Source organism: Gimesia aquarii, assembly GCF_007748195.1.
Classification (GTDB): domain Bacteria; phylum Planctomycetota; class Planctomycetia; order Planctomycetales; family Planctomycetaceae; genus Gimesia; species Gimesia aquarii.
The window spans coordinates 5,554,876-5,573,936 of record NZ_CP037920.1 but is presented as its reverse complement, the minus strand read 5'-3'; the positions used below and the strand labels follow the sequence as shown (position 1 = coordinate 5,573,936).

12 protein-coding genes are annotated in these 19,061 nt (G+C 45.9%); 5 read left to right on the top strand and 7 right to left on the bottom strand.

Annotated features, from left to right (window positions below):
- Positions 1-12: 12 nt before the first annotated feature.
- The gene (locus V144x_RS21255; RefSeq protein ID WP_144987920.1) at positions 13-3,222 is read right to left on the bottom strand and encodes a DUF1553 domain-containing protein; all 3,210 of its coding nucleotides are present in this window, start codon (positions 3,220-3,222) and stop codon (positions 13-15) included.
- A gap of 665 nt (positions 3,223-3,887) precedes the next feature.
- On the opposite strand from V144x_RS21255, the gene V144x_RS21250 reads away from it, so the two are divergent.
- Positions 3,888-5,279, top strand: coding sequence for an RtcB family protein (locus tag V144x_RS21250; protein WP_144987918.1), 1,392 nt, complete (start codon positions 3,888-3,890; stop codon positions 5,277-5,279).
- Between the two features lie 35 nt (positions 5,280-5,314).
- On the opposite strand, the gene V144x_RS21245 is transcribed toward V144x_RS21250, so the two are convergent.
- The 4 genes from V144x_RS21245 to V144x_RS21230 all read right to left on the bottom strand — a co-directional run bounded on the left by V144x_RS21245 (position 5,315) and on the right by V144x_RS21230 (position 11,924).
- Positions 5,315-7,780, bottom strand: coding sequence for a glycoside hydrolase family 10 protein (locus V144x_RS21245; protein ID WP_144987916.1), 2,466 nt, complete (start codon positions 7,778-7,780; stop codon positions 5,315-5,317).
- 180 nt (positions 7,781-7,960) lie between these two features.
- Positions 7,961-8,965 (bottom strand): sialidase family protein, encoded by a 1,005-nt coding sequence (locus tag V144x_RS21240; protein ID WP_144987914.1) that lies wholly within the window; start codon positions 8,963-8,965, stop codon positions 7,961-7,963.
- A 55-nt stretch (positions 8,966-9,020) separates the two neighbouring features.
- Positions 9,021-10,700, bottom strand: a complete 1,680-nt coding sequence (locus V144x_RS21235; protein WP_144987912.1) for a M14 family zinc carboxypeptidase — start codon at positions 10,698-10,700, stop codon at positions 9,021-9,023.
- 57 nt (positions 10,701-10,757) lie between these two features.
- Positions 10,758-11,924 carry a GntR family transcriptional regulator gene (locus V144x_RS21230; RefSeq protein ID WP_144987910.1) on the bottom strand — a complete coding sequence of 389 codons (1,167 nt, stop codon included), beginning with the start codon at positions 11,922-11,924 and terminating at the stop codon, positions 10,758-10,760.
- A 193-nt stretch (positions 11,925-12,117) separates the two neighbouring features.
- Between V144x_RS21230 and V144x_RS21225 the strand changes: the two genes are divergently transcribed.
- From V144x_RS21225 to V144x_RS21210, 4 genes are all read left to right on the top strand, one after another.
- A complete protein-coding gene (locus V144x_RS21225; RefSeq protein ID WP_144987908.1) occupies positions 12,118-13,590 on the top strand; it encodes a glycoside hydrolase family protein in 1,473 nt (490 codons plus the stop codon).
- A 131-nt stretch (positions 13,591-13,721) separates the two neighbouring features.
- Positions 13,722-14,735 carry a Gfo/Idh/MocA family protein gene (locus V144x_RS21220; protein ID WP_144987906.1) on the top strand — a complete coding sequence of 338 codons (1,014 nt, stop codon included), beginning with the start codon at positions 13,722-13,724 and terminating at the stop codon, positions 14,733-14,735.
- A gap of 21 nt (positions 14,736-14,756) precedes the next feature.
- Positions 14,757-15,560, top strand: coding sequence for an SDR family NAD(P)-dependent oxidoreductase (locus V144x_RS21215; RefSeq protein ID WP_144987904.1), 804 nt, complete (start codon positions 14,757-14,759; stop codon positions 15,558-15,560).
- Positions 15,561-15,683: 123 nt separating this feature from the next.
- Positions 15,684-17,303, top strand: a complete 1,620-nt coding sequence (locus V144x_RS21210; protein WP_144987902.1) for a Na/Pi cotransporter family protein — start codon at positions 15,684-15,686, stop codon at positions 17,301-17,303.
- Between the two features lie 126 nt (positions 17,304-17,429).
- Here the strand turns inward: V144x_RS21210 and V144x_RS21205 are convergent, their stop codons facing one another.
- Positions 17,430-17,891 (bottom strand): DUF4198 domain-containing protein, encoded by a 462-nt coding sequence (locus V144x_RS21205; RefSeq protein WP_144987900.1) that lies wholly within the window; start codon positions 17,889-17,891, stop codon positions 17,430-17,432.
- 104 nt (positions 17,892-17,995) lie between these two features.
- Positions 17,996-19,024: a DUF1559 domain-containing protein gene (locus V144x_RS21200; protein WP_144987898.1), complete on the bottom strand. Its 1,029-nt coding sequence runs from the start codon at positions 19,022-19,024 to the stop codon at positions 17,996-17,998.
- Between the last annotated feature and the right edge of the window lie 37 nt (positions 19,025-19,061).

Here is a 19,061-nt window from a genome sequence, read left to right as displayed (position 1 = left end):
ACTAGAATCAAATTAACTTTTAGTGAGCACTTCATCTAAATTGAGGATGAGATTTGCAATCATCGTCCATGCTGCCAATTCCTGAGGGTTTAAATTCGCATCTGCCTTAGATTCTCCAATGGCAATCAGTTCTGTTGCCGCTTTAGGAGCCGCTTGATAATGTGCCAGCATATCCTTAAACGTATTTAAAGTGAGTGTCAGGTCTTCCGGAGTGATTTCTTTGGCTGTAGCCAGTCTGTAAGCAAAGCGGATGCGTTCTTCAGGAGATTTGCCTCCTTCTTTCATCATGCGTTGGCCGAGCGTACGAGCTGCTTCCAGATACTGTGGATCGTTCAAGAGTAGCAATGCCTGTAGTGGCGTATTGGTTCGTTCCCGGCGCATAGTACATGCTTCGCGGCTGGGAGCGTCAAATGTAGACATCCCCGGTGGTGGTGAAGTCCGTTTCCAGAAAGTATACAGGCTACGACGGAATACTTTTTCGGGACCTTTGTCTTGTTTGAAGCGAACTGTATTCGAACCGGAGTAACCGACTGCATGCCAGAGCCCATCAGGTTGAGGGGGTTTGACGCTGGAACCACCGATTTTAGGAACCATAAGGCCACTGACTGCCAGAGCTTGATCACGCAGCATTTCTGCATCTAGTCGGAAACGGGGACCTCTTGCGAGGAGACGGTTTTTCGGATCGATTTTATGAAGTGCAGGAGTCACTTTTGAATTCTGTCGATACGTGGCCGACATCAAAATCTGTTTCATAAAACGTTTGACATCCCAGTGGTGTGTCTGGAAATCCACAGCGAGCCAATCCAGTAATTCAGGATGACTGGGAGCGGCTCCCTGGTTACCAAAGTCTTCGCTGGTTTCTACGATCCCAATCCCAAATAGTTGCTGCCAGAATCGGTTCACAGCAACACGCGAAGTTAAGGGGTGATTGGGTGCGACAAGCCACTTGGCAAGACCTAAACGATTTACAGGCCATTCTGCGGCCATCGCTGGGAATTGAGCTGGTGTTTTTCTTGAGACTTTCTCACCCTTCTGGTCGTACTGCCCGCGCTTTAAATTGAATGCTTCCCGAATCTCTTTTCGTTCACGAAATACGAGAGTCGTTGGCAGTGACTGAACGAGGCGCTGTTCCTGTGCTTTGACTTGAATTTTCTTTGCCAGCAGTTTGCGATATTCCGAATCGAACTGATTTAAATAGTATTGTCTCAACAATTCTGTTTGCTGAGGTGAGCGTTTCTCAGCAGCCAATTGCAGGACGGGGGCAATTTGCTTGTCAAAGAAAACTTGATTGACTTCCGTCTCGGAAAGCTCGTGGTTGTAAATTTTAAAATCATCGACAAAGCCATTCGTCAAATGCTTGTTGGCACTGGAATGTCCCAGCAGCAGTGTTGCAGAGTTGAGTGGTGTTGTATTTTTAAACGAATCAGAGGAAATGGTTAGCTCGGATGATTTTCCGTCAATATAGAGGGAGACCCCGTGTGCTTTAGCAGAACCATCGTAAGTTACACAAACATGATGCCATTGATTCGGAGTAATTTCGTTATTTTTCGTTTGTACTTGAATCGCATAACCGGGCCAACGATCTATTAATCTGACACTGAGGCTACGGTTCGTGATTTGCAGATCATAGCCACGTTCTCGTGAATTTTTGTTGAGGCTTGAAACAATCGGACCTGATGTTCGACCATTGGTTTTGACCCAGATGGCAAAGCTGAAGGGAGTCGCTTTATTAAATTGCCCTGTTTTTCCCAAGTCCAGATAGCTTCCCGGGGCAAACTGAAACCCATTGCCAAATTTACCTGCAACCCAGTGTGGCTTGCCTTTGACTACACCGTTCTTTTTTGCATAGATTTGATTGACAGCAGTTGTACCTTCTTTTTCATCCAGAGCATAGCTTGCTAACAAGCCATCTGGCTGTGGGATGGAAAGATTCGGATTGCTTCCCGTTTTCTGAATTTGCTGTTTCCAGTTTAACCAGGCCTGGAAAGCAGGTTCATTGACTTTGATTCTATTCTGTCCCTGTTTGCTGATTGCAGCAATCTGATCTTTAAAAGCTTTCAGTTTCTTTGACTGCTGTGCATTGGGCACTCGCAATGAAGGGGGGGAATCCTTGATGTTACCATCCATGGCAGGACCATCCAGATTATTGAAGAACGCAAACATCTGGTAAAATTCGGTTTTGGTGAAGGGATCAAATTTATGGTCATGGCACACAGCACATCCCAGGGTGAGACCCATGAAAGCTTGCCCTGTGGTTTCAACACGATCAATCACATTACGAACATAGACTTCTTCGGCGATTGAACCACCTTCATTCGTCGTGACATGGCAGCGATTAAAACCGGTTGCGATTTGTTGATCCATTGTAGCGTTGGGTAGCAGATCACCGGCCAACTGTTCAATCACAAACTGGTCATAGGGAAGATTTAAATTGAAGGCTTTAATGACCCAGTCCCGGTAAGGCCACATTTCGCGATAGTTATCAAGGTGCAAACCGTGTGTGTCACCATAGCGGGCAATATCCAGCCAGTAACGTGCCATGTGTTCCCCGTAATGAGGAGATTCCAACAGACGATCTACCACTTTTTCATACGCATTAGGAGACTTATCATTCACGAATGCTTCTAGATCTTGTGGTTTTGGCGGTAAGCCGGTCAGGTCAAAAGTGACACGTCGAATGAGTGTGCGTCGATCTGCTTCTGTTGAAGGCTTCAGACCTGCTTTTTCGATGCGTGCCAGAATAAATTGGTCGATAGGAGTTTGGACCCAGGCAGGTTGTTTTACAACAGGAGTCGCTGGTTTCTTGGGAGTCACATAGGACCAGTGATCTTGCCAGAGTGCTCCTTCCTGAATCCAACGAGTCAACAGAGCAATTTCTTCCTTTGTCAGTTTTTTCCCACTCTCTTCGGGTGGCATTTTGAGATCGGCATCGGTTGTTGTGACGCGTGTGATGAGTTCGCTTTGTTTGACATTTCCCGGGACGATTGCTTTGTGACCACCCAGGTCTGCAAAGGCGCCCTCTTTGGTATCGAATCGCAGGTCGGCTGCACGTTTTTTGGCGTCCGGTCCATGACATTGAAAACAATTTTCCGACAGGATCGAGCGGATTTTCGCAGGATCGACTTTATCTGGATTCTGCGCGTACACTTGATTCAGTGAAGTGCAGAGGAATGATAGTAAAAGAGCAGGGAGTAATCGCTTGCTCAAACACACAAGAAGCATGACAGTCACCTTCTGGAAGTTATTTTCAAGTGGATAATTAAGCCACCCGTAGGTGGAAATTTCGATCAACTTGTCAATGAATCTCTGGTGATGCCCGTCCGACCGACAATCCGTATCAGTTTGCAGCGGTGGTAGCTGATCCACATGGCTCAGCAGGCGGGATGGCAGTGTATTCGAGAATAGAGGAGCAAAGCTGAAATTCTCGAATTCAGGTTCATTTAACCATTCTAATCACCACTAAAAGCCTTTGCAAGACGTCGATAATTAGAATTTGACGTATCATATTGTGAACTCAATGTTTCGATCGAGACTAAAAACGAGACAATTTTCAGCGATACATGGCTAAAGCGTGTTTTGGGCATCGATATAGATCTCTTGCAAAATTCTGTGATGATTGACATTTCTTGAAGACAAGCTCATATCAGATCTACGATGTTGAGAAGGATTTTGTTGGTCATAACTCATGTCGGTTTCCAATCAGATGAGAATGAATCAAGAGATGAAATGTTATTCTTCCAGAAAAAAGGTTCATATTATTTCAGTTGACTTTAAAAGTTGAGGGAACCCAACAACTTGCAATGTGTCTAGTGAGAACAAATCGTGATAAGATACAAATAGGTCCGACAAAGAAGTCGACCTCACTAGGTAAAAAATGGAGAAGAGAGATGAACTCTCGACAATTGCTGAAAATTGGTGTTCCACAGTATTGTTTGAAAACGGCCAAAACGGCGATTCAAAAAGCAGTAGCGGATAATAAAATTCGTGGTAAAGAATTGAAGGAACGCGTTCAAAGCGTGGTAAGTCGTCCAGAAGATTTTTTGGAAGACTCTGCCTTTTCGCAACTGGCTTTCGAATTGGTAGACGATAATCGAGAAGAAGTTTTCGAACCTATCGATTACCAAGTTTGGGGTAAAGACGGAATCGATGATGGTGCGCTATCGCAAATGGACCTGGCATGCCATGTTCCTTCCGCACGCGGTGCTGCATTAATGCCTGATGCGCATCACGGCTATGGCTTACCGATCGGAGGAGTGCTTGCACTGGAAGACGCAGTGATTCCATACGCTGTCGGTGTGGACATTGCTTGCCGCATGAAGTTGTCTGTATTGGATATCTCAGTCGATTCTCTGGATAAGAAACGGCATCAGTTTATTGATGCCATCAATCGAGGAACAGCATTTGGTGTAGGCGCTGCTCATGAAAAACGACAACATCATGCTGTGATGGATGCAGACTGGACAGTCTCTAAAGTGACTCGTGAGAAAAAAGATAAAGCATGGAAGCAATTGGGATCATCGGGTTCTGGTAATCACTTTGTCGAATTTGGTATCGTCACCTTCACGGAAGACGATGAAGAACTTGGTTTGACCGCCGGTGAATATGTGGCACTGTTGAGCCATAGCGGTAGTCGTGGAGCAGGAGCTGCGGTGTGCAGTACTTATTCTTCGATTGCGCAATCACGTTTGCATAAACGACATCATAAGCTGGGACGTCTGGCCTGGTTGGAAATGGATTCTGAAGCAGGACAGGAATACTGGGCTGCGATGAATTTGATGGGTGAATACGCGGCTGCAAACCATGCTGTGATTCATGAAAATGTTTCCGAACTGCTGGGAAGCAAAGTGATTTCCGGAGTGGAAAATCATCATAACTTTGCCTGGAAAGAAGAGCATGGCGGAAAGGAAGTTTACGTACACCGTAAGGGGGCAACCCCAGCGGCGTCTGGTGAGCTGGGTGTGATTCCCGGTTCTATGGCTGATCCGGCGTTTGTGGTTCGTGGAAAAGGAAATGCAGCGAGCCTGAATTCTGCATCACATGGTGCGGGGCGTTGTATGTCTCGTCGAAAAGGGAAAGAGAAGTATCGCTGGAATGCCGTTAAAAACGATCTGGAAAAACGAGGAATCACTGTGATTTCTGCGGGAGCCGATGAAGTTCCCGGTGTTTATAAAAACATCATGGAAGTCATGGCAGAACAACAGGATCTGGTGGAGATTGTCGCACGTTTCAATCCAAAGATTGTGAAAATGTGCGGTGATGGAAGCCGAGCTGAAGATTGACTCGTTTTGAGAAATGAGAGCAGGCAGATTGGGATCTATTTTCTGATCTGCCTGTTTTTGATGGCCTGTTTTCGAAGCTGATGCGTGGGAGTGGCTTTGACTTTGCCTGCACTCAATTTGAAGTCGGGGACAATGCTCGAAAGCGTTTGCGGATTCAGGCTGAACACGGTAAAACCTCCCGTTTTAAGTTGACGAGTGACTCCAATCTGTCCCAGAACGCGATCACTGCTTAAGGTGGTGCGCGTGGAGAGGGCGCCTATGCCCGGGTAGATGGGAATTCTTCCGGCGAGATGTTTTTGCTGGTCTTCGATCCAGATTCTAAACTGGGTATCGTTGTCGGTGTAATCCATGGGGCAGATGAAATCGAGATAGCCACGTTTTGCCCAGAGTGGCCAGTCTTGGGCCACCCACTCACGACAATCTGGGTATTCTCGGAAGACCGCTGCTGAAATCTTGATTCCGGGACGCAGTTTGCGCGCCTCATGTTGGACGGTTTCGACCAGACGTGTAATCTGAGCCGCGCGCCAATCACGGTATTTGCTCTTCAGTTTGCCGTCATAACAGTCATTGGGCCAATTTTGAACTTTGATACCAGTATCGGCTTCAAATTTCTGACGGCTGTAATTGCTGTAACAATGCCGATCATTAGGGTAGCGAATGTAGTCGAAATGAATACCATCGACGGGATATTTTTTGACGACTTCAAGCATACTATCAACTTCGAGCTGAAAGTTTTCCGGGTGTGCCGGGTTAAGCCAGTCCGATGGTTCTCCTTTCACACTGACTTGTGTACGTCCTGCTTCTCGCAATTTTTTGAGAAATGATTTTGGTGCTGTGGACAGGTTATGATTCACTTTCCAAACGTGGACCTCCAGGCCATGCTGACGGGCAGCTTTCAAACATTGTTCGATCTGATCCCCATACTTTTCATAGGTTTGGCTGCGCGGTAACACGTCACTGGGATAATGTGCCAGGCCACCCCAGAGCATATTGGGAATGATCATATTAAAGCCCGCATCGGAAAGTTCTTTACAGGTACGATTCCAATCACCCGGATAGGGGCCTGTTGGCGAGTGGTCCCAGAACGCACGTGCTTCCCGTTGCGGACTGGATCTGGTGAGTAGATAGATTTTGACTCGTTTTTCACGACAAACGCGCGCAAACGGAATCGATTTGAATGCCTGGTTCTGTTTCAGCAGGCGTTTTGCCTGATTCAAGCTCACGGTTGTCTGATCAAGATCACGAGCAGCGAGCTCTCGGCTTTTTAGAGGTGTTACTGTAGAGACGATATGCTGTCTCAAGTCAGTAAAATTATCGAAAGGACCAACGTGTCCTGCTTGTTCAATTGTGGCTTCGGCAATGGAGTTCCAGAGTTGGGGATGAAAGTGTCCCATAATGGCCGTGAGAAGTGCCTGTTTTTTAACAGGATCATCACCCAGAATGAGATGGCTGAAGTAAGCGCCACGGTTACTGACAATGAGTGCTGGTTTTCCTGTTTTCTTTCCTGTTTCGTCAACCCACTCGCCGACGATACGAGCTCCATGTCCTGTGGGAATTGCGGTGATCAGATTCCAGGAAGCTTGCTTGACTTCTGCTGGCAACCCCTGGATTTTTGAGTCTTTGAGGCGAATCGATGCCAGTCCACCTGGACGATCAGGTTTGAAGTAGGTTCCTTTTTTAATCCCCAAGTTCTTTTCCAGGGCAGGGGGAATGTTAAAATTAAGAAAAACTTTTCCTCCCCGTACCATGAATTGATTCAATATTCGACAGGATTTTGCAGAGACATTTGGGTTAAAGGGAAGAATCACAACAGACCGCTTGTTTAGTGCTTGAGACGTCAGTTCCGGTTCGCTAACGCGGTCACACTGAATTCCCGAAGTTTGAAGGAATTTTTCGATTCGATCTGCGGCGACAAATGTGTTCTTTTCTTTATTTTGCAATTTCAAGTCTGGGACGAGGATTACAATCTGGTTTGTTGTGGCTTTGAGGTTACGTATTTGAAATCGAGTGTCTGGCTCTGTAAAAGAGTCTCTCCAGACGACAAGCCGAATTGTTTCGACTTTATCCCAGCCTGAAGGACTGTCTTCTTTGCGAAAGTCATTTTTTGCAAAGCGTAGTGTTTGCCATCTCTGTCCTTTCACTTGTGCTGCCGCAGAATACCAGCCTGTTCCGCTTTTGAAATAGAGGCTGACTTTGTGATTGCTGTTGGGCGATTCTGGTTTGACGTCGAGTGTAAATACACCGGGGGAGGTCAGATTAAGCTTCACACGTTTATCAATGCCTGCCCGTGGAATTTCACGGTTCGACGAAAACGGAGCTGTGAGCAGTAATACGTTCCGGTCATCTACTTTCTGCATCGCGAGCGGAAGCGTTCCTTTGAGCTCTTTCCATTTTTCACGGGCTTCTGATGAGGATTTAAAATCAAATTGATCCAGAACGTTATCAGTGTCTGTTGAAAATCCAGCGGTCAGTAAAAGGAGATAGGAGAGTTGATGCAGCATCGTATACCTGACAATCGAACAGAGATCACTTTATTTGAAATCGGACTGTTAGTTTTATCTCCTCAGCGAGTCACAGGCAAGGCTTTCTAAAATTGCGAATATTAATGGGGAGAAAAAAGGGATCAACGAATTCATAATTCGCAGATCCCTCTAAAATGACCAGACGACAGTGAATTGAGTTTATTTGTAGCTGAGTTTAGCAAAGTAAATAGACGTTTTACCTTCATGGCTGGAATAGTAGCTGACATTGAGTAAACCATCATGTAGAACCATGTTGGCATAGCTGGTATCACCACCACTGGGTAATTCGAGTAGTTCTTTGAGAGTACCTTTTTCAACATCAATCTGACAAATTGATGTATGCGCTTTAGGAGAATAAAGTCGGACCGTTGCCAAAAAACGACCATCGGGTAGTTGAAACAGTTCCGGGCCACCAATTTTCACTCCCAGGTCTTTCCATTGCCAATCTGTATAAGGTGGCTTTGAGATGCCCAGCAGTCCCGTGGCTCCTTTCCCACTTCCGTCTCGTCGGAGCAGACAATAACAGGTTTTATCTTTGGTAAAGACGAGAGAACTTTCGTTGGAGTACCCCTTATCGATTAATGTATCGACGACCGTTTCGTATTTTTTTCCGTCACTGCTTTTATAGAGACGCGTGAATTTCGGACCTTTTTTTCCAGTGTGATATCCAATCGAGTAAACATTGCCATCATTCCACTTCATACCCCAGAGCCACATGTTGGGATCGCCGATTTTGTATCCCTTTGACCAATGTGTTCCGTCATCTGAAAACCAGGTCATCGATTGGTGTCTCATGGAAGCAGGTTGATGCAAGGCGGCGGCACCGCTTAACATGAGTTGTCCTTGGGGAGTGACGCTAATTTTAGCATCTCGTAAGTCGGCTGTATCAGAGGTGATGCGAGCGACCGGTTTCCAGTTTTTGCCGTCTTTTGAAGAGAGTACTTGTAATGCACCATCTGCAGAAACATGGGCTTTTCCCGTACGGAAAACACAAAACCATTGGTCTTTAAAACGGGTAAGTCCTGTGAAAGCGTTATGCGGGTCTTGGTCCCAGATTTTTTCGACGCTTTCCAGTTTCAGTTGAACCGGCTTCGAAGCTTCCAATAGAGATGATGAGTGTAGTATCAGAGTCAAAACTGCGATGAGTGATGCGGCTTTTTTCATGGTGGGTTCCTTAATGTTATTGACGTTAAATCAGATTGAATAGCATTTGAATCCGTTATTTTTTCTCTAGTCGATCCATTACTGCCTGTGGCGGTTTCCAACCGTACGACCTTTTTTCCTGAGGGTGATACAAACAGGTAATGATATAGAGGTCATTGGTTTTTGATTTTTTCGGAGGCACATTGATTTGTACGTGAGTAAATCCGTCCCCATACCAGGTGACGTAGCCATCAGTCGCACTCTTTTGCAATACGTGACCGTTCACTCGAATATCGACTAAGTCTGGATTTTGATAAGGAATGCGTAATTGAAACGCAATACCATGTTCAATGGGAGTTTCCTCTTTAGCCGATTGACCTTTGCTGACTGCGATTTTGATTTCCGGTCCATCATCGACAATGGCTTGGAGGGCGCTGTGATTGATCGTTGGGATCGGCTTAATGTTTTCCAGGAATTGTTTGATGTCTGGTGATAACAACTCACTACTTTTTGCTGAGGTTGCAATGATGTAGGTATCCCTTCCCGCAGTTTGAGGATAGAGAACTGCCTGTGAGAGGCGCGGTTGCTTTTGCCAAAGTTCGACGCGGCTTTGCCTGCGTGCTTGTGGTGTCTTACCCCAGGCACTGACGAAATGCCCGATGTAAGATTGCATTCGATTCACCGGATAGCCGGGAAAATAAGCGCCATTCCAGTTGGAATTGCCGATATTCATCAAGCCTTTTAACCGCTCCAACCCACTACTTTCCCAACCCACTTCAAATGCCATAATCATAGTGTGATACCGGGCATATCCGTAATGAGCAGTATAAAATATAGGGCGCCCTAGCCAGAGCTTTTTCGACATCGCTGTGAGCTGGTTTCCCCAGAACAACCGTTGTGCATCCGCTTCGAAGCGATCATAACCATAGCCGGCTTTCATACCCACCTTGTTGATGGTTTCTGTGATGCGCCAATCCCAGGGACGAAGTGTGAAATTCGAATAAGCGGAACCAGTTACTTCAAACATGGTTTGCCCGCGATACCGTTCGCGGGAGCCCAATTGATCGGGGCTGTATTCCTGCAATCCTGTGCCATGCACGTCGACATGAACTTCAGGTTTAAATTCATCAATGACAGAAAGGACCGCCATAATTTCAGGAGATTTTTCAGGGTGTTTGAATTGGAATGTTTTGAGATCCCAGTTGTTGGTTCCGCCTCCCGTGTAGGGATCAATTTTTTGAGAGTTGCCAAAACGATCTGTTTCAAAATACGCATAAGGGTTGATGATGGGAATAATGAGCAATAGTTGTTTTTGTCGTGTTTCCTGAGCAGCCGGGGCATTACTGAGTAGCCATTCGATATAGTGCATCACCGCAGTTGTCCCACTGCGTTCCGGTCCACCATGCAAGGCCGTCATGAGACAGACCTGTTTGTGTTTGTCTTCCGTTTTTTGATCTGTGATTTTGAGAAGTGAAAGTGGAATTCCTTCTCGTGTGACACCAATGCGATCAACTTGTACCCATTTGGGGTAGGTTTCTTCCCAGTATTTCAGTGTCTCAGTGTACTCTTTGAGTGTCAGTCGATGCAGTTTTTCCTGCCAGGGTTGAGGGAGGTTCGCCAGCTTTTGTTTGAGTGCTTCATTTTCTTCGGCAAGGGTAGAATTGGAAAACACCATTAATACTAAGAGAACCAACAGCAATAGGAGAAATTGCCTACTATATGAGAAAACAGGGAGAGTTGAGTGTCTCGGAGTCATGTTGAGTATCCTGATGTTGATAAGGAGTTCAGGTAAAATTATTTATTTGATTTACCTCTACTTCTGAGGGGCGGGGCCCAGTGTTTGTCCTTCGCTCATATTGATAGGCATCGAATAGACTTCTGCAGAATCAATGGGTAGTGTTCCCTCTTTCATTAATGTAAGCAGTTCGGCTGCTTTCTGGCCAATGGCGACTTCGTCGACTGTAATGGAGGACAGCCTGCTTTGAATGGCGCCATGACGAACAGTGCCACCAAAGCCAATTAGCGAGACATCATCGGGAACTCGCAAACCCATTTTACCAAGTAGTAGATAGATTAATTCTGCCAACGAATCAAACGTAGCAAAGATTGCTGTGGGAGGATCTGGTTGTTTGAACATTGCTTCCAATGTCGCTAGCAAGTCCTGTTCATAATCGATAGGGTGTAGCTGGGAACTGGGACCATGAAAAATATACGGTTCAGGACAGCTGGTGCCTCGTGAGCTCAGCGCTTCACGTAGCCCGCTTTCGTATTCAATAGCGGCTGTGGCACGATGAGGAGAAAAGAGAGCTACTGACTCGTGGCCATGTTTGAGTAGAGTTTGTCCTGCTAAAAGTCCGACTTCTCGAAAGGGGATTGAGAGCAGGGGGGCCTGAACTCCTTTCACTTCGCGATGGCAGAAGACAACAGGAATCCCATGTTGTTGCAGTTGGCGAATTTGATAAGCGGGTGTTGCGAGTACTGTCGCGGGGACTAAGGCGACACCGGCAACGTGTTTGTCGATCAGTTGCAAAATGGTATTTCCCTGTGCATCGACTTTATTTTCGGTACAACAGACAAGAACCTGATTTTGTGTTAATGCTGCTGCTTGCTCAAAACTCCTTTGGAGTGACGGATAAAATCCTGTGCGAGTTTCCGGGAGCACGAACGCAAAAATATCGAGGGTCTTTGAAATCGGGAGCGGAGGTTTCGTGCTTACAAACGAACCTTTCCCATGAATCCGTGTGATCCAACCCTGTTGTTCTAAAAGTTGCATCGCGTTTCGAACTGTTGTGCGCGCCAGTTGATAGGTTTCACACAATTGGTGTTCGGAAGGGAGTGCCTCGCCTGGGCGAACATCTCCTTGAGTTACCTTCTGGATCAATTGATCGACTAATTGCATATATTTCGGGCGCTGTTTGCCGGACTGGATTGCGGGAAGTGTGGAGTCTGTCTGTTCTGGTTCAGAAGCACGTGTTGTCATGGAGTATAGATTTTAATGAAATAGGGTTGAAATTTGGTCCCAGGAGCGTTACTTGTATTTAAATATGATACAACTTGTTTATGTGCTGTCAATCATCAATATTAAGTTGTTATTTCAGTTAAAATTGTAAAATCAGTTTGACACTGCATTGAATAAGTACAAGATGTCTTAAATTCATAATAGGGGGAATCAAATGAAGCAACAGATGATGATACTGATCGTTTTGCTGGCAATTCTGACATTACCAGAGAGTTATGCGGGGGAACCAAAGCCGCTTGAAATTGGAAGTCAGCGCGAGTTGTTCGTCGATGATTATCTGATCGATAAAATGAAGGGGGTTGAATTACGATTGCATCATCCTGTGGATGAAGGTGTGGTGTTAAAGTTTGATAACCCTTGGGAAGGTTTGTTTTGTGGATATTGCACAATCATAAAAGATGGTGACATTTATCGAGCTTATTACCGGGGAAGACCGACTGCCGGAGCCGATGGTGATGTGGGTGAAGTGTATTGTTATGCCGAATCAAAAGATGGTAAGAACTGGACGAAGCCAGAATTTGCGCTGTTTGAAAAACAGGGCCACAAAAAGAACAACATCATTCTCGCCGACGCGGCACCGATGACGCATAACTTTTCACCTTTTCTCGATACACGTCCCGGTGTTCCTAAAGCGGAACGGTATAAGGCGCTCGGCGGAACGATGTCGAGTGGTCTGGTGGCCTTTACCTCGGCAGATGGAATTCACTGGAAACAGCATCCAGCAGGCGCTGTGATTACCAAAAAAATGGTTCCTTTTCCCTACATGTTCGATTCGCAGAATGTAGCATTCTGGTCCCCTGTGGAGAAGAAGTATCTGAGTTATTTTCGTGTCTTTAAAGATGGGATACGTCGCATTGCAAGAGTTGAAAGTGATGATTTTATTCATTGGTCCAAGCCTGTTTTGATGAATTATACTCACCGCGATGAAAAAGCACCCATCGAGCATCTTTATACAAATCAGACTCATCCCTATTTTCGAGCACCTCATATCTATCTGGCCGTCGCAGCGCGGTTTATGCCAGGGCGTCAGGTATTAACGGACGCGCAAGCGAAAGAAGTAGGAGTTCATCCGAAGTACTTTAAAGATACTTCGGATGCGATTTTGATGACGACTCGCGGAGATAATACGTATCAACGAACATTCTTGAGCGGATTTATCACGGGTGGTATCGGTGCTCAAAATTGGGTTTCAAGAACGAACTATCCTGCTTTGAATGTGGTTCAGACTGGTCCCAGCGAAATGTCGATTTATGTCAACCAGGATTATGCACAGCCGACTGCGCATTTACGACGTTATTCTTTACGACTGGATGGGTTTGCTTCCGTACGAGCCGACTATAAAGGAGGGGAACTCGTAACGAAACCATTGATTTTTGACGGATCTAAGCTTTCAATCAACTTTTCCACTTCCGCAGCGGGTGGTATCAAAGTAGAAATTCAGGATGCAGACGGAAAGCCAATCCCCGGCTTTACATTAGCTGATTCTCGTGAACAAATTGGAAACGAAGTCAATCGGATCGTAACTTGGAAGGGAGGCGATGATTTGAAGGCACTCAGTGGAAAACCGATTCGACTACGGTTTGTCATGAAAGATGCTGACTTGTATTCTCTACAGTTCACAGACTGACAGAAGATGACTTCAGATATTATTCTCCGGGAAGACATAGTTTACCCAGACTGGTTTTTCCGGAGTTTTTTTATTAGTCTCAAGGTCACGGGAACCTTGTTTCTGATTGATCTCATAAAGAAAAGAAAGCTATGGCAGATCGAAAACAATTACTGATTGTGGGTGTTGGTTCGATTGGCGAGCGGCATTTACGCTGTTTTCAATCGACGGGGCGTGCTGACGTATCTATCTGTGAATTGAATGAAGACCTACGCCAAAAAATCGGCAACCAGTATCAGGTTGAGAAGCAGTATGCGGATGTAGATTCGGCTTTGGCGGATCCACATGACTGTGTGGTGATTGCGACTCCCGCGCATTTGCATATCGCAATGTCTAAGCAAGCCGTTGAAGCCGGACTGGATCTTTTCATTGAAAAACCTTTGAGTACAAACTTCGAGGGAATCGACGAGCTACAAGCACTCTTACAGGAGACGCGTCGTAAAGCGGCAATCGCCTATGTCTATCGTGCGCATCCGGCTCTGGCCGCGATGAAAGCGGACCTTGATTCCGGGAAGTTTGGAAAACCTGTTCAACTGATTGTGGTTTCAGGACAAAACTTTCCCACATATCGTCCGGCTTATCGCGATATTTATTACAAATCCAGAGAACTGGGGGGCGGTGCGGTTCAGGATGCCTTAACGCATTCGATGAATGCGGGCGAGTATCTGGTGGGACCAGTGGATGCTTTGGTAGCTGATTTTTCACATCAAGTACTGGAAGGAGTTGATGTTGAAGACACAGTTCATGTCATCACCCGACAAGGAAGTGTCCTGGGGAATTTTAGTTTGAACCAACATCAGCCAGCGAATGAGTCGGCGATTACTGTAGTTTGTGAGCGGGGCATGTTACGGTTTGAATATCAAAACAGCTGGTATCGCTGGATTACAGAACCTGAATCTGAATGGCAGATTGGTTTTTATGAAACTCTGGAACGGGATACACTCTTCCAGAGACAGGCGAACGCTTTTTTAGACTATCTGGAGGATTTATGCCCTCCATTATGCTCTTTTGAGGACGGAGTGCAGACCCTGGCTGTGAACCTTTCCATATTGAACTCGGTCGAGAAACGGTCATGGATCGAACCGGCAGATTTTATTTCCTCCTGAAACGGAATCATAGAAGTACAGATGAATTCGACAGACGAACCAACGATTCAGCAGTTATTTGATCTCACTGGGAAAACTGTTTTGATCTCTGGAGCCAGTGGCTACCTGGGAGGTGCCATGGCCCGTGGTCTGGCTGAAGCGGGGGCTCGCTTGATTGTCAGTAGTCGTGATCGAAGCCGAGCACAGCAAACGGCCGACCAAATGCCAGATCCTCATAAACTCAACCACATTGGCATTGAACTCGACCATATGGAAGAAGCGTCCATTGATCAAGGTTTTGAGTCGGCTTTGAAGGAGGCAGGGCAGATTGATGTGCTGGTGAATAATGGAAATGACCCGGTTGGCGCTGACTGGAGAGATGTAACCGGAGAGGAGTTTTCCCGTCATTTGAAGAACGCGACTGGCTACTTTCTGTTAGCACGTAAGTTGCGGGACCATATTGTGGCACGTCAGGCTTACGGCAGTGTGATTATGATTGGTTCGATGTATGGCGTTGTGGGATCATATCCCGAAGCATATGAAGGGATCTGTAATGCCAGCCCGGTAGCCTATCACACGATGAAAGGAGGGCTCATTCATCAGACCCGTCACTTAAGCGTTTATTGGGCCAAGGATCGGGTGCGCGTCAATTGTCTGAGTCCAGGGCCCTTTCCTTCTGAAGCAGCACCGGCACATTTAGCGGAACGACTTTGTGAACATAGCCCGATGGGTCGTATGGGGAAACCATCGGAATTGAAGGGAGCAGCTGTTTTTCTCGCCAGTGATGCCAGTAGCTATATAACTGGTCAAAATATTCTGGTGGATGGTGGCTGGACCGCCTGGTAATTCAATCTCTTTCTCTGACAGTAGGAATCCTATTTTACTTTATGGTAAAATGAATGAAGCTGATTGTCAGATTGTAATATCATCTGATTTCCCAACTAGAGATTGAATACTGCCGGAAGAGTAATGGATTCAGGGATCATTAATTCGGTGGGTGGCTTAGGCTTATTTTTACTAGGCATGGTCATATTGACGCGTGGCCTGAAAGAGCTTGCTGGCGACACCATCCGTCGCATGATTGCGAAATTTACAAAGAGCCTCGTGACTGGCATCACGACAGGTGCCATTGTGACAGCTGTTTTGCAGTCGTCCAGTGCAACGACTGTGACTGCCGTTGGTTTTGCGGGGGCGGGATTGCTGACATTGTCTCAGTCACTGGGGATCGTTTTGGGAGCGAATCTGGGAACAACAATTACCGGTTGGATTGTTGCGCTCTTTGGTTTTAAATTTAAATTGGGATTAGTCGCGTTTCCTCTGATACTCGTCGGTGTCATTCTGAATTTGTTTGCCAGGAAACGAATTGCAGCAGCCGGATTTGCCTTAGCTGGATTTGGTTTGATTTTTGTAGGAATAGACAGCCTGCAAATAGGCATGTCTGGACTCACAGATAGTGTAACTCCAAAGTCATTTCCCCCGGATACATGGATGGGTCGTTTACTATTGGTTTTTATAGGCGTGGGAATCACTTTGGTAACTCAGTCTTCCAGTGCTGGTGTGGCGATGGCTTTGACAGCCGTCAGTACAGGCACCATTTCTCTGCCCCAAGCATCCGCGATGGTGATTGGCTTTGATGTGGGAACGACGTTTACAGCGTTGATGGCGACATTGGGAGGTTCAGTCGCCGCAAGAAGAACGGGACTGGCACATGTGTTTTATAACGTTGTGACAGCCATTGTCGCTTATTTTTTGTTACCCGTTTATATCTGGGTCTGGAATCACTATATTAATTCCGGGAGTAATGCCTCACCAGAATTTGCACTGGTGGCTTTTCACAGTCTGTTTAATTTTGTGGGGATTCTCTTTTTAATTCCCTTCATAGGACAATTTTCCCGACTGATTACTCGCATCATTCCACAAGCAGTCAATGATCAAACAGAACGCCTGGAAGAGTCATTGATTCAAAATCCCAATGTTGCGATTGAAGCCTCTCGTTCTACGCTGGCTGATGTGTTTCAAAGTATCTTACAGCTGCTTCGAACGATACTGTCATTTGAAGTCGATCGCACGCAGATTAGTCAAGAGTTAGAGCGATATCGAGACACACTGGAAACGACTTCCCTCTACATGCGGAGAATCAACATCTCCGAATCTGACCGGGAGACGCTTCGTTGTTACCAGGAAGTATTGTTGGCACTCGACCATATCCAACGTTTAACGAGGCGGTGTATAGAAAGAGAACGATTGGATGCCACTCGAAACGTTAAGAAATTGAGTGACATTGTAGACCAGTTGGCCTGTCTGGTAACTCAAACGCAGCAGTCATTTGAAATTCGTTCCGCGATGTTAGAAGAACAGTCGTTAGAACAGTTTTGGCTGGAACTGGATCAGAATCAAAAAGTAACGCGTCGTCAGTTGACTGCTTCAACGACGAAGGCAGGAGTTGAATATGAGGCTCTATTAGGACAGTTAGACGCTTATCGATGGTTGATCAGAGTCAGCTATCATCTTTGGAGAGTCGTTCACCACCTGCAAAGTGCCAGGATCATTTCGAATGAGGGCAAACAGAAAAGTCAGAATTCAAATTAATGTGATGATGTTAGTTTGTATTTTAGAGACAATTATTGGAATCAAATATAAAGCTCGATTCTGATGAATAGTCATCAGAACCGAGCTTTTAAAACAGGTTTGATCATGATGAGTTCGCTGATATTTCTACTTTTTATTTTCCAGATCAAAGTTGAAAACATTCTCATTCTCTTTAGAGACCTTGGCTGAGAGCCCTGATTTTTTGAAGTCTCCGTATTTTTCAGGAATCAGAGAAACTTCTTTGACCACAACATCGACTTCGTCAAGATTGGCGCCTGCTGGAGGACCTTCCGTTTTCACACAAGTAATGGAAACAGTGTGTTCTCCCGCAATGGCACCATCACCGTCTTCGAATGTGCGAAGCTGGAACTCTCCTTCAGCGTTTGACCGTCCTACAGCAGCTTGAGGCTCCCCACTAGACGATCGAAACACGATTGTGGCTCCTTCCAATGGTTTTCCTTCAAAATTGACTGTACCCGTTACAGGGTATGTTTCTGGTCGTTGCTTGGTCCATTTATCCTCTGAAGTGCCGGAGCAGGCTGTGCATCCGAATGAGATGAATAAAACAATAATCAATAAGCTACGCATGCGTTATGTTTCCTCTGTTTTAACGATAGTAGATCTAAGTGAGTAGATCACAATTACTGTGTGTTTCACTCACAAATTCTATTAGGGCTAGAAAGAAATGAAGGTTAGAATTCCCCTAAAGGTTCTCCGCCATTTTTTGAGCCCAGTGCCCCCCATATACCATAGGGGCTTACGCCTGAAGTGACCTGAGGAGCACTGATATCGCCGGTATCGATATTTTCACTAATGAATCGCACAGCACCATCAGCCAACAGAAGGTGCACGCCCCCTTCATGGCGGCTGGAAGGAGGTAAGATACCCGTCGTTGTTTGACCGTTACAAACAGGCCCATTGGGAGGTAAGATGGTATTGAAATTGATATAGCCTGCTCGGCCGTCGGTCCAACGTGTGCCATGCGAACGCTCTCGGTCCAGAAGTCCTGTAGTAAAGGAGCCATTTACAAAACTGGCAGCACAGGCAGACGGATTTGTGGTATTGCTGGTGGTATTCGCACCAAAGGTGTTAGCGGGGGTAGACGATCCGGATCCGGGGGGACGAACACATTCCGAAACCATGGCGGTATTGCTTGTACCATCTACAATGTCACGCATACGCACGCTGGATTGGAATCCAAATATCCCTCGCAGCGCTCCAGGAGAAATCGTTTGAAAGTTGTTATATTGATCGCCTACTGAAAACAGATAATTGTGTTGACCAAGTCTTGTGATATCAGCTGTGTCGACGTCAGATGGGCAGGTGATAATTGGTAGTTTTGTTCGATAAGCGTCAAAGTTTGTGTTCCACACAAAAGAGGACGTCCCCAAATTACCAGTAATCTGCTGATAAAGTGGAGCTTGATCGATAAATGGTAGTAGAGGAATATACGCGCTAAAGCGAGAGTCAAGTCCACAGGTAGTACAAGTGCTTTCATAGGGGCCGATGCGACTTGCAGGGAAGGTTCCATATGTGGAGTGATAATTGTGGAGTCCTAGTCCAATTTGTTTCAAATTATTTTTGCAGGTACTGCGCCTGGCTGCTTCACGTGCCTGTTGCACGGCTGGTAATAGAAGTGCGATTAGAATCGCAATGATGGCGATTACGACTAATAACTCAATTAAGGTAAATCCGGATTTGAATTTTTTCTGTTGTCTCATTTGATCTTTACTCTTTTTATAAAAATATAAATGATGT

What these genes read in the sequence shown, in the direction of transcription:
- V144x_RS21210 (WP_144987902.1), top strand. Translation starts at nt 15,684, where the DNA reads ATGGATTCAGGGATCATTAATTCGGTGGGTGGCTTAGGCTTATTTTTA.
- V144x_RS21205 (WP_144987900.1), bottom strand. Translation starts at nt 17,891, where the DNA reads ATGCGTAGCTTATTGATTATTGTTTTATTCATCTCATTCGGATGCACA.
- V144x_RS21215 (WP_144987904.1), top strand. Translation starts at nt 14,757, where the DNA reads ATGAATTCGACAGACGAACCAACGATTCAGCAGTTATTTGATCTCACT.
- V144x_RS21225 (WP_144987908.1), top strand. Translation starts at nt 12,118, where the DNA reads ATGAAGCAACAGATGATGATACTGATCGTTTTGCTGGCAATTCTGACA.
- V144x_RS21230 (WP_144987910.1), bottom strand. Translation starts at nt 11,924, where the DNA reads ATGACAACACGTGCTTCTGAACCAGAACAGACAGACTCCACACTTCCC.
- V144x_RS21220 (WP_144987906.1), top strand. Translation starts at nt 13,722, where the DNA reads ATGGCAGATCGAAAACAATTACTGATTGTGGGTGTTGGTTCGATTGGC.
- V144x_RS21245 (WP_144987916.1), bottom strand. Translation starts at nt 7,780, where the DNA reads ATGCTGCATCAACTCTCCTATCTCCTTTTACTGACCGCTGGATTTTCA.
- V144x_RS21250 (WP_144987918.1), top strand. Translation starts at nt 3,888, where the DNA reads ATGAACTCTCGACAATTGCTGAAAATTGGTGTTCCACAGTATTGTTTG.
- V144x_RS21235 (WP_144987912.1), bottom strand. Translation starts at nt 10,700, where the DNA reads ATGACTCCGAGACACTCAACTCTCCCTGTTTTCTCATATAGTAGGCAA.
- V144x_RS21200 (WP_144987898.1), bottom strand. Translation starts at nt 19,024, where the DNA reads ATGAGACAACAGAAAAAATTCAAATCCGGATTTACCTTAATTGAGTTA.
- V144x_RS21240 (WP_144987914.1), bottom strand. Translation starts at nt 8,965, where the DNA reads ATGAAAAAAGCCGCATCACTCATCGCAGTTTTGACTCTGATACTACAC.
- V144x_RS21255 (WP_144987920.1), bottom strand. Translation starts at nt 3,222, where the DNA reads ATGCTTCTTGTGTGTTTGAGCAAGCGATTACTCCCTGCTCTTTTACTA.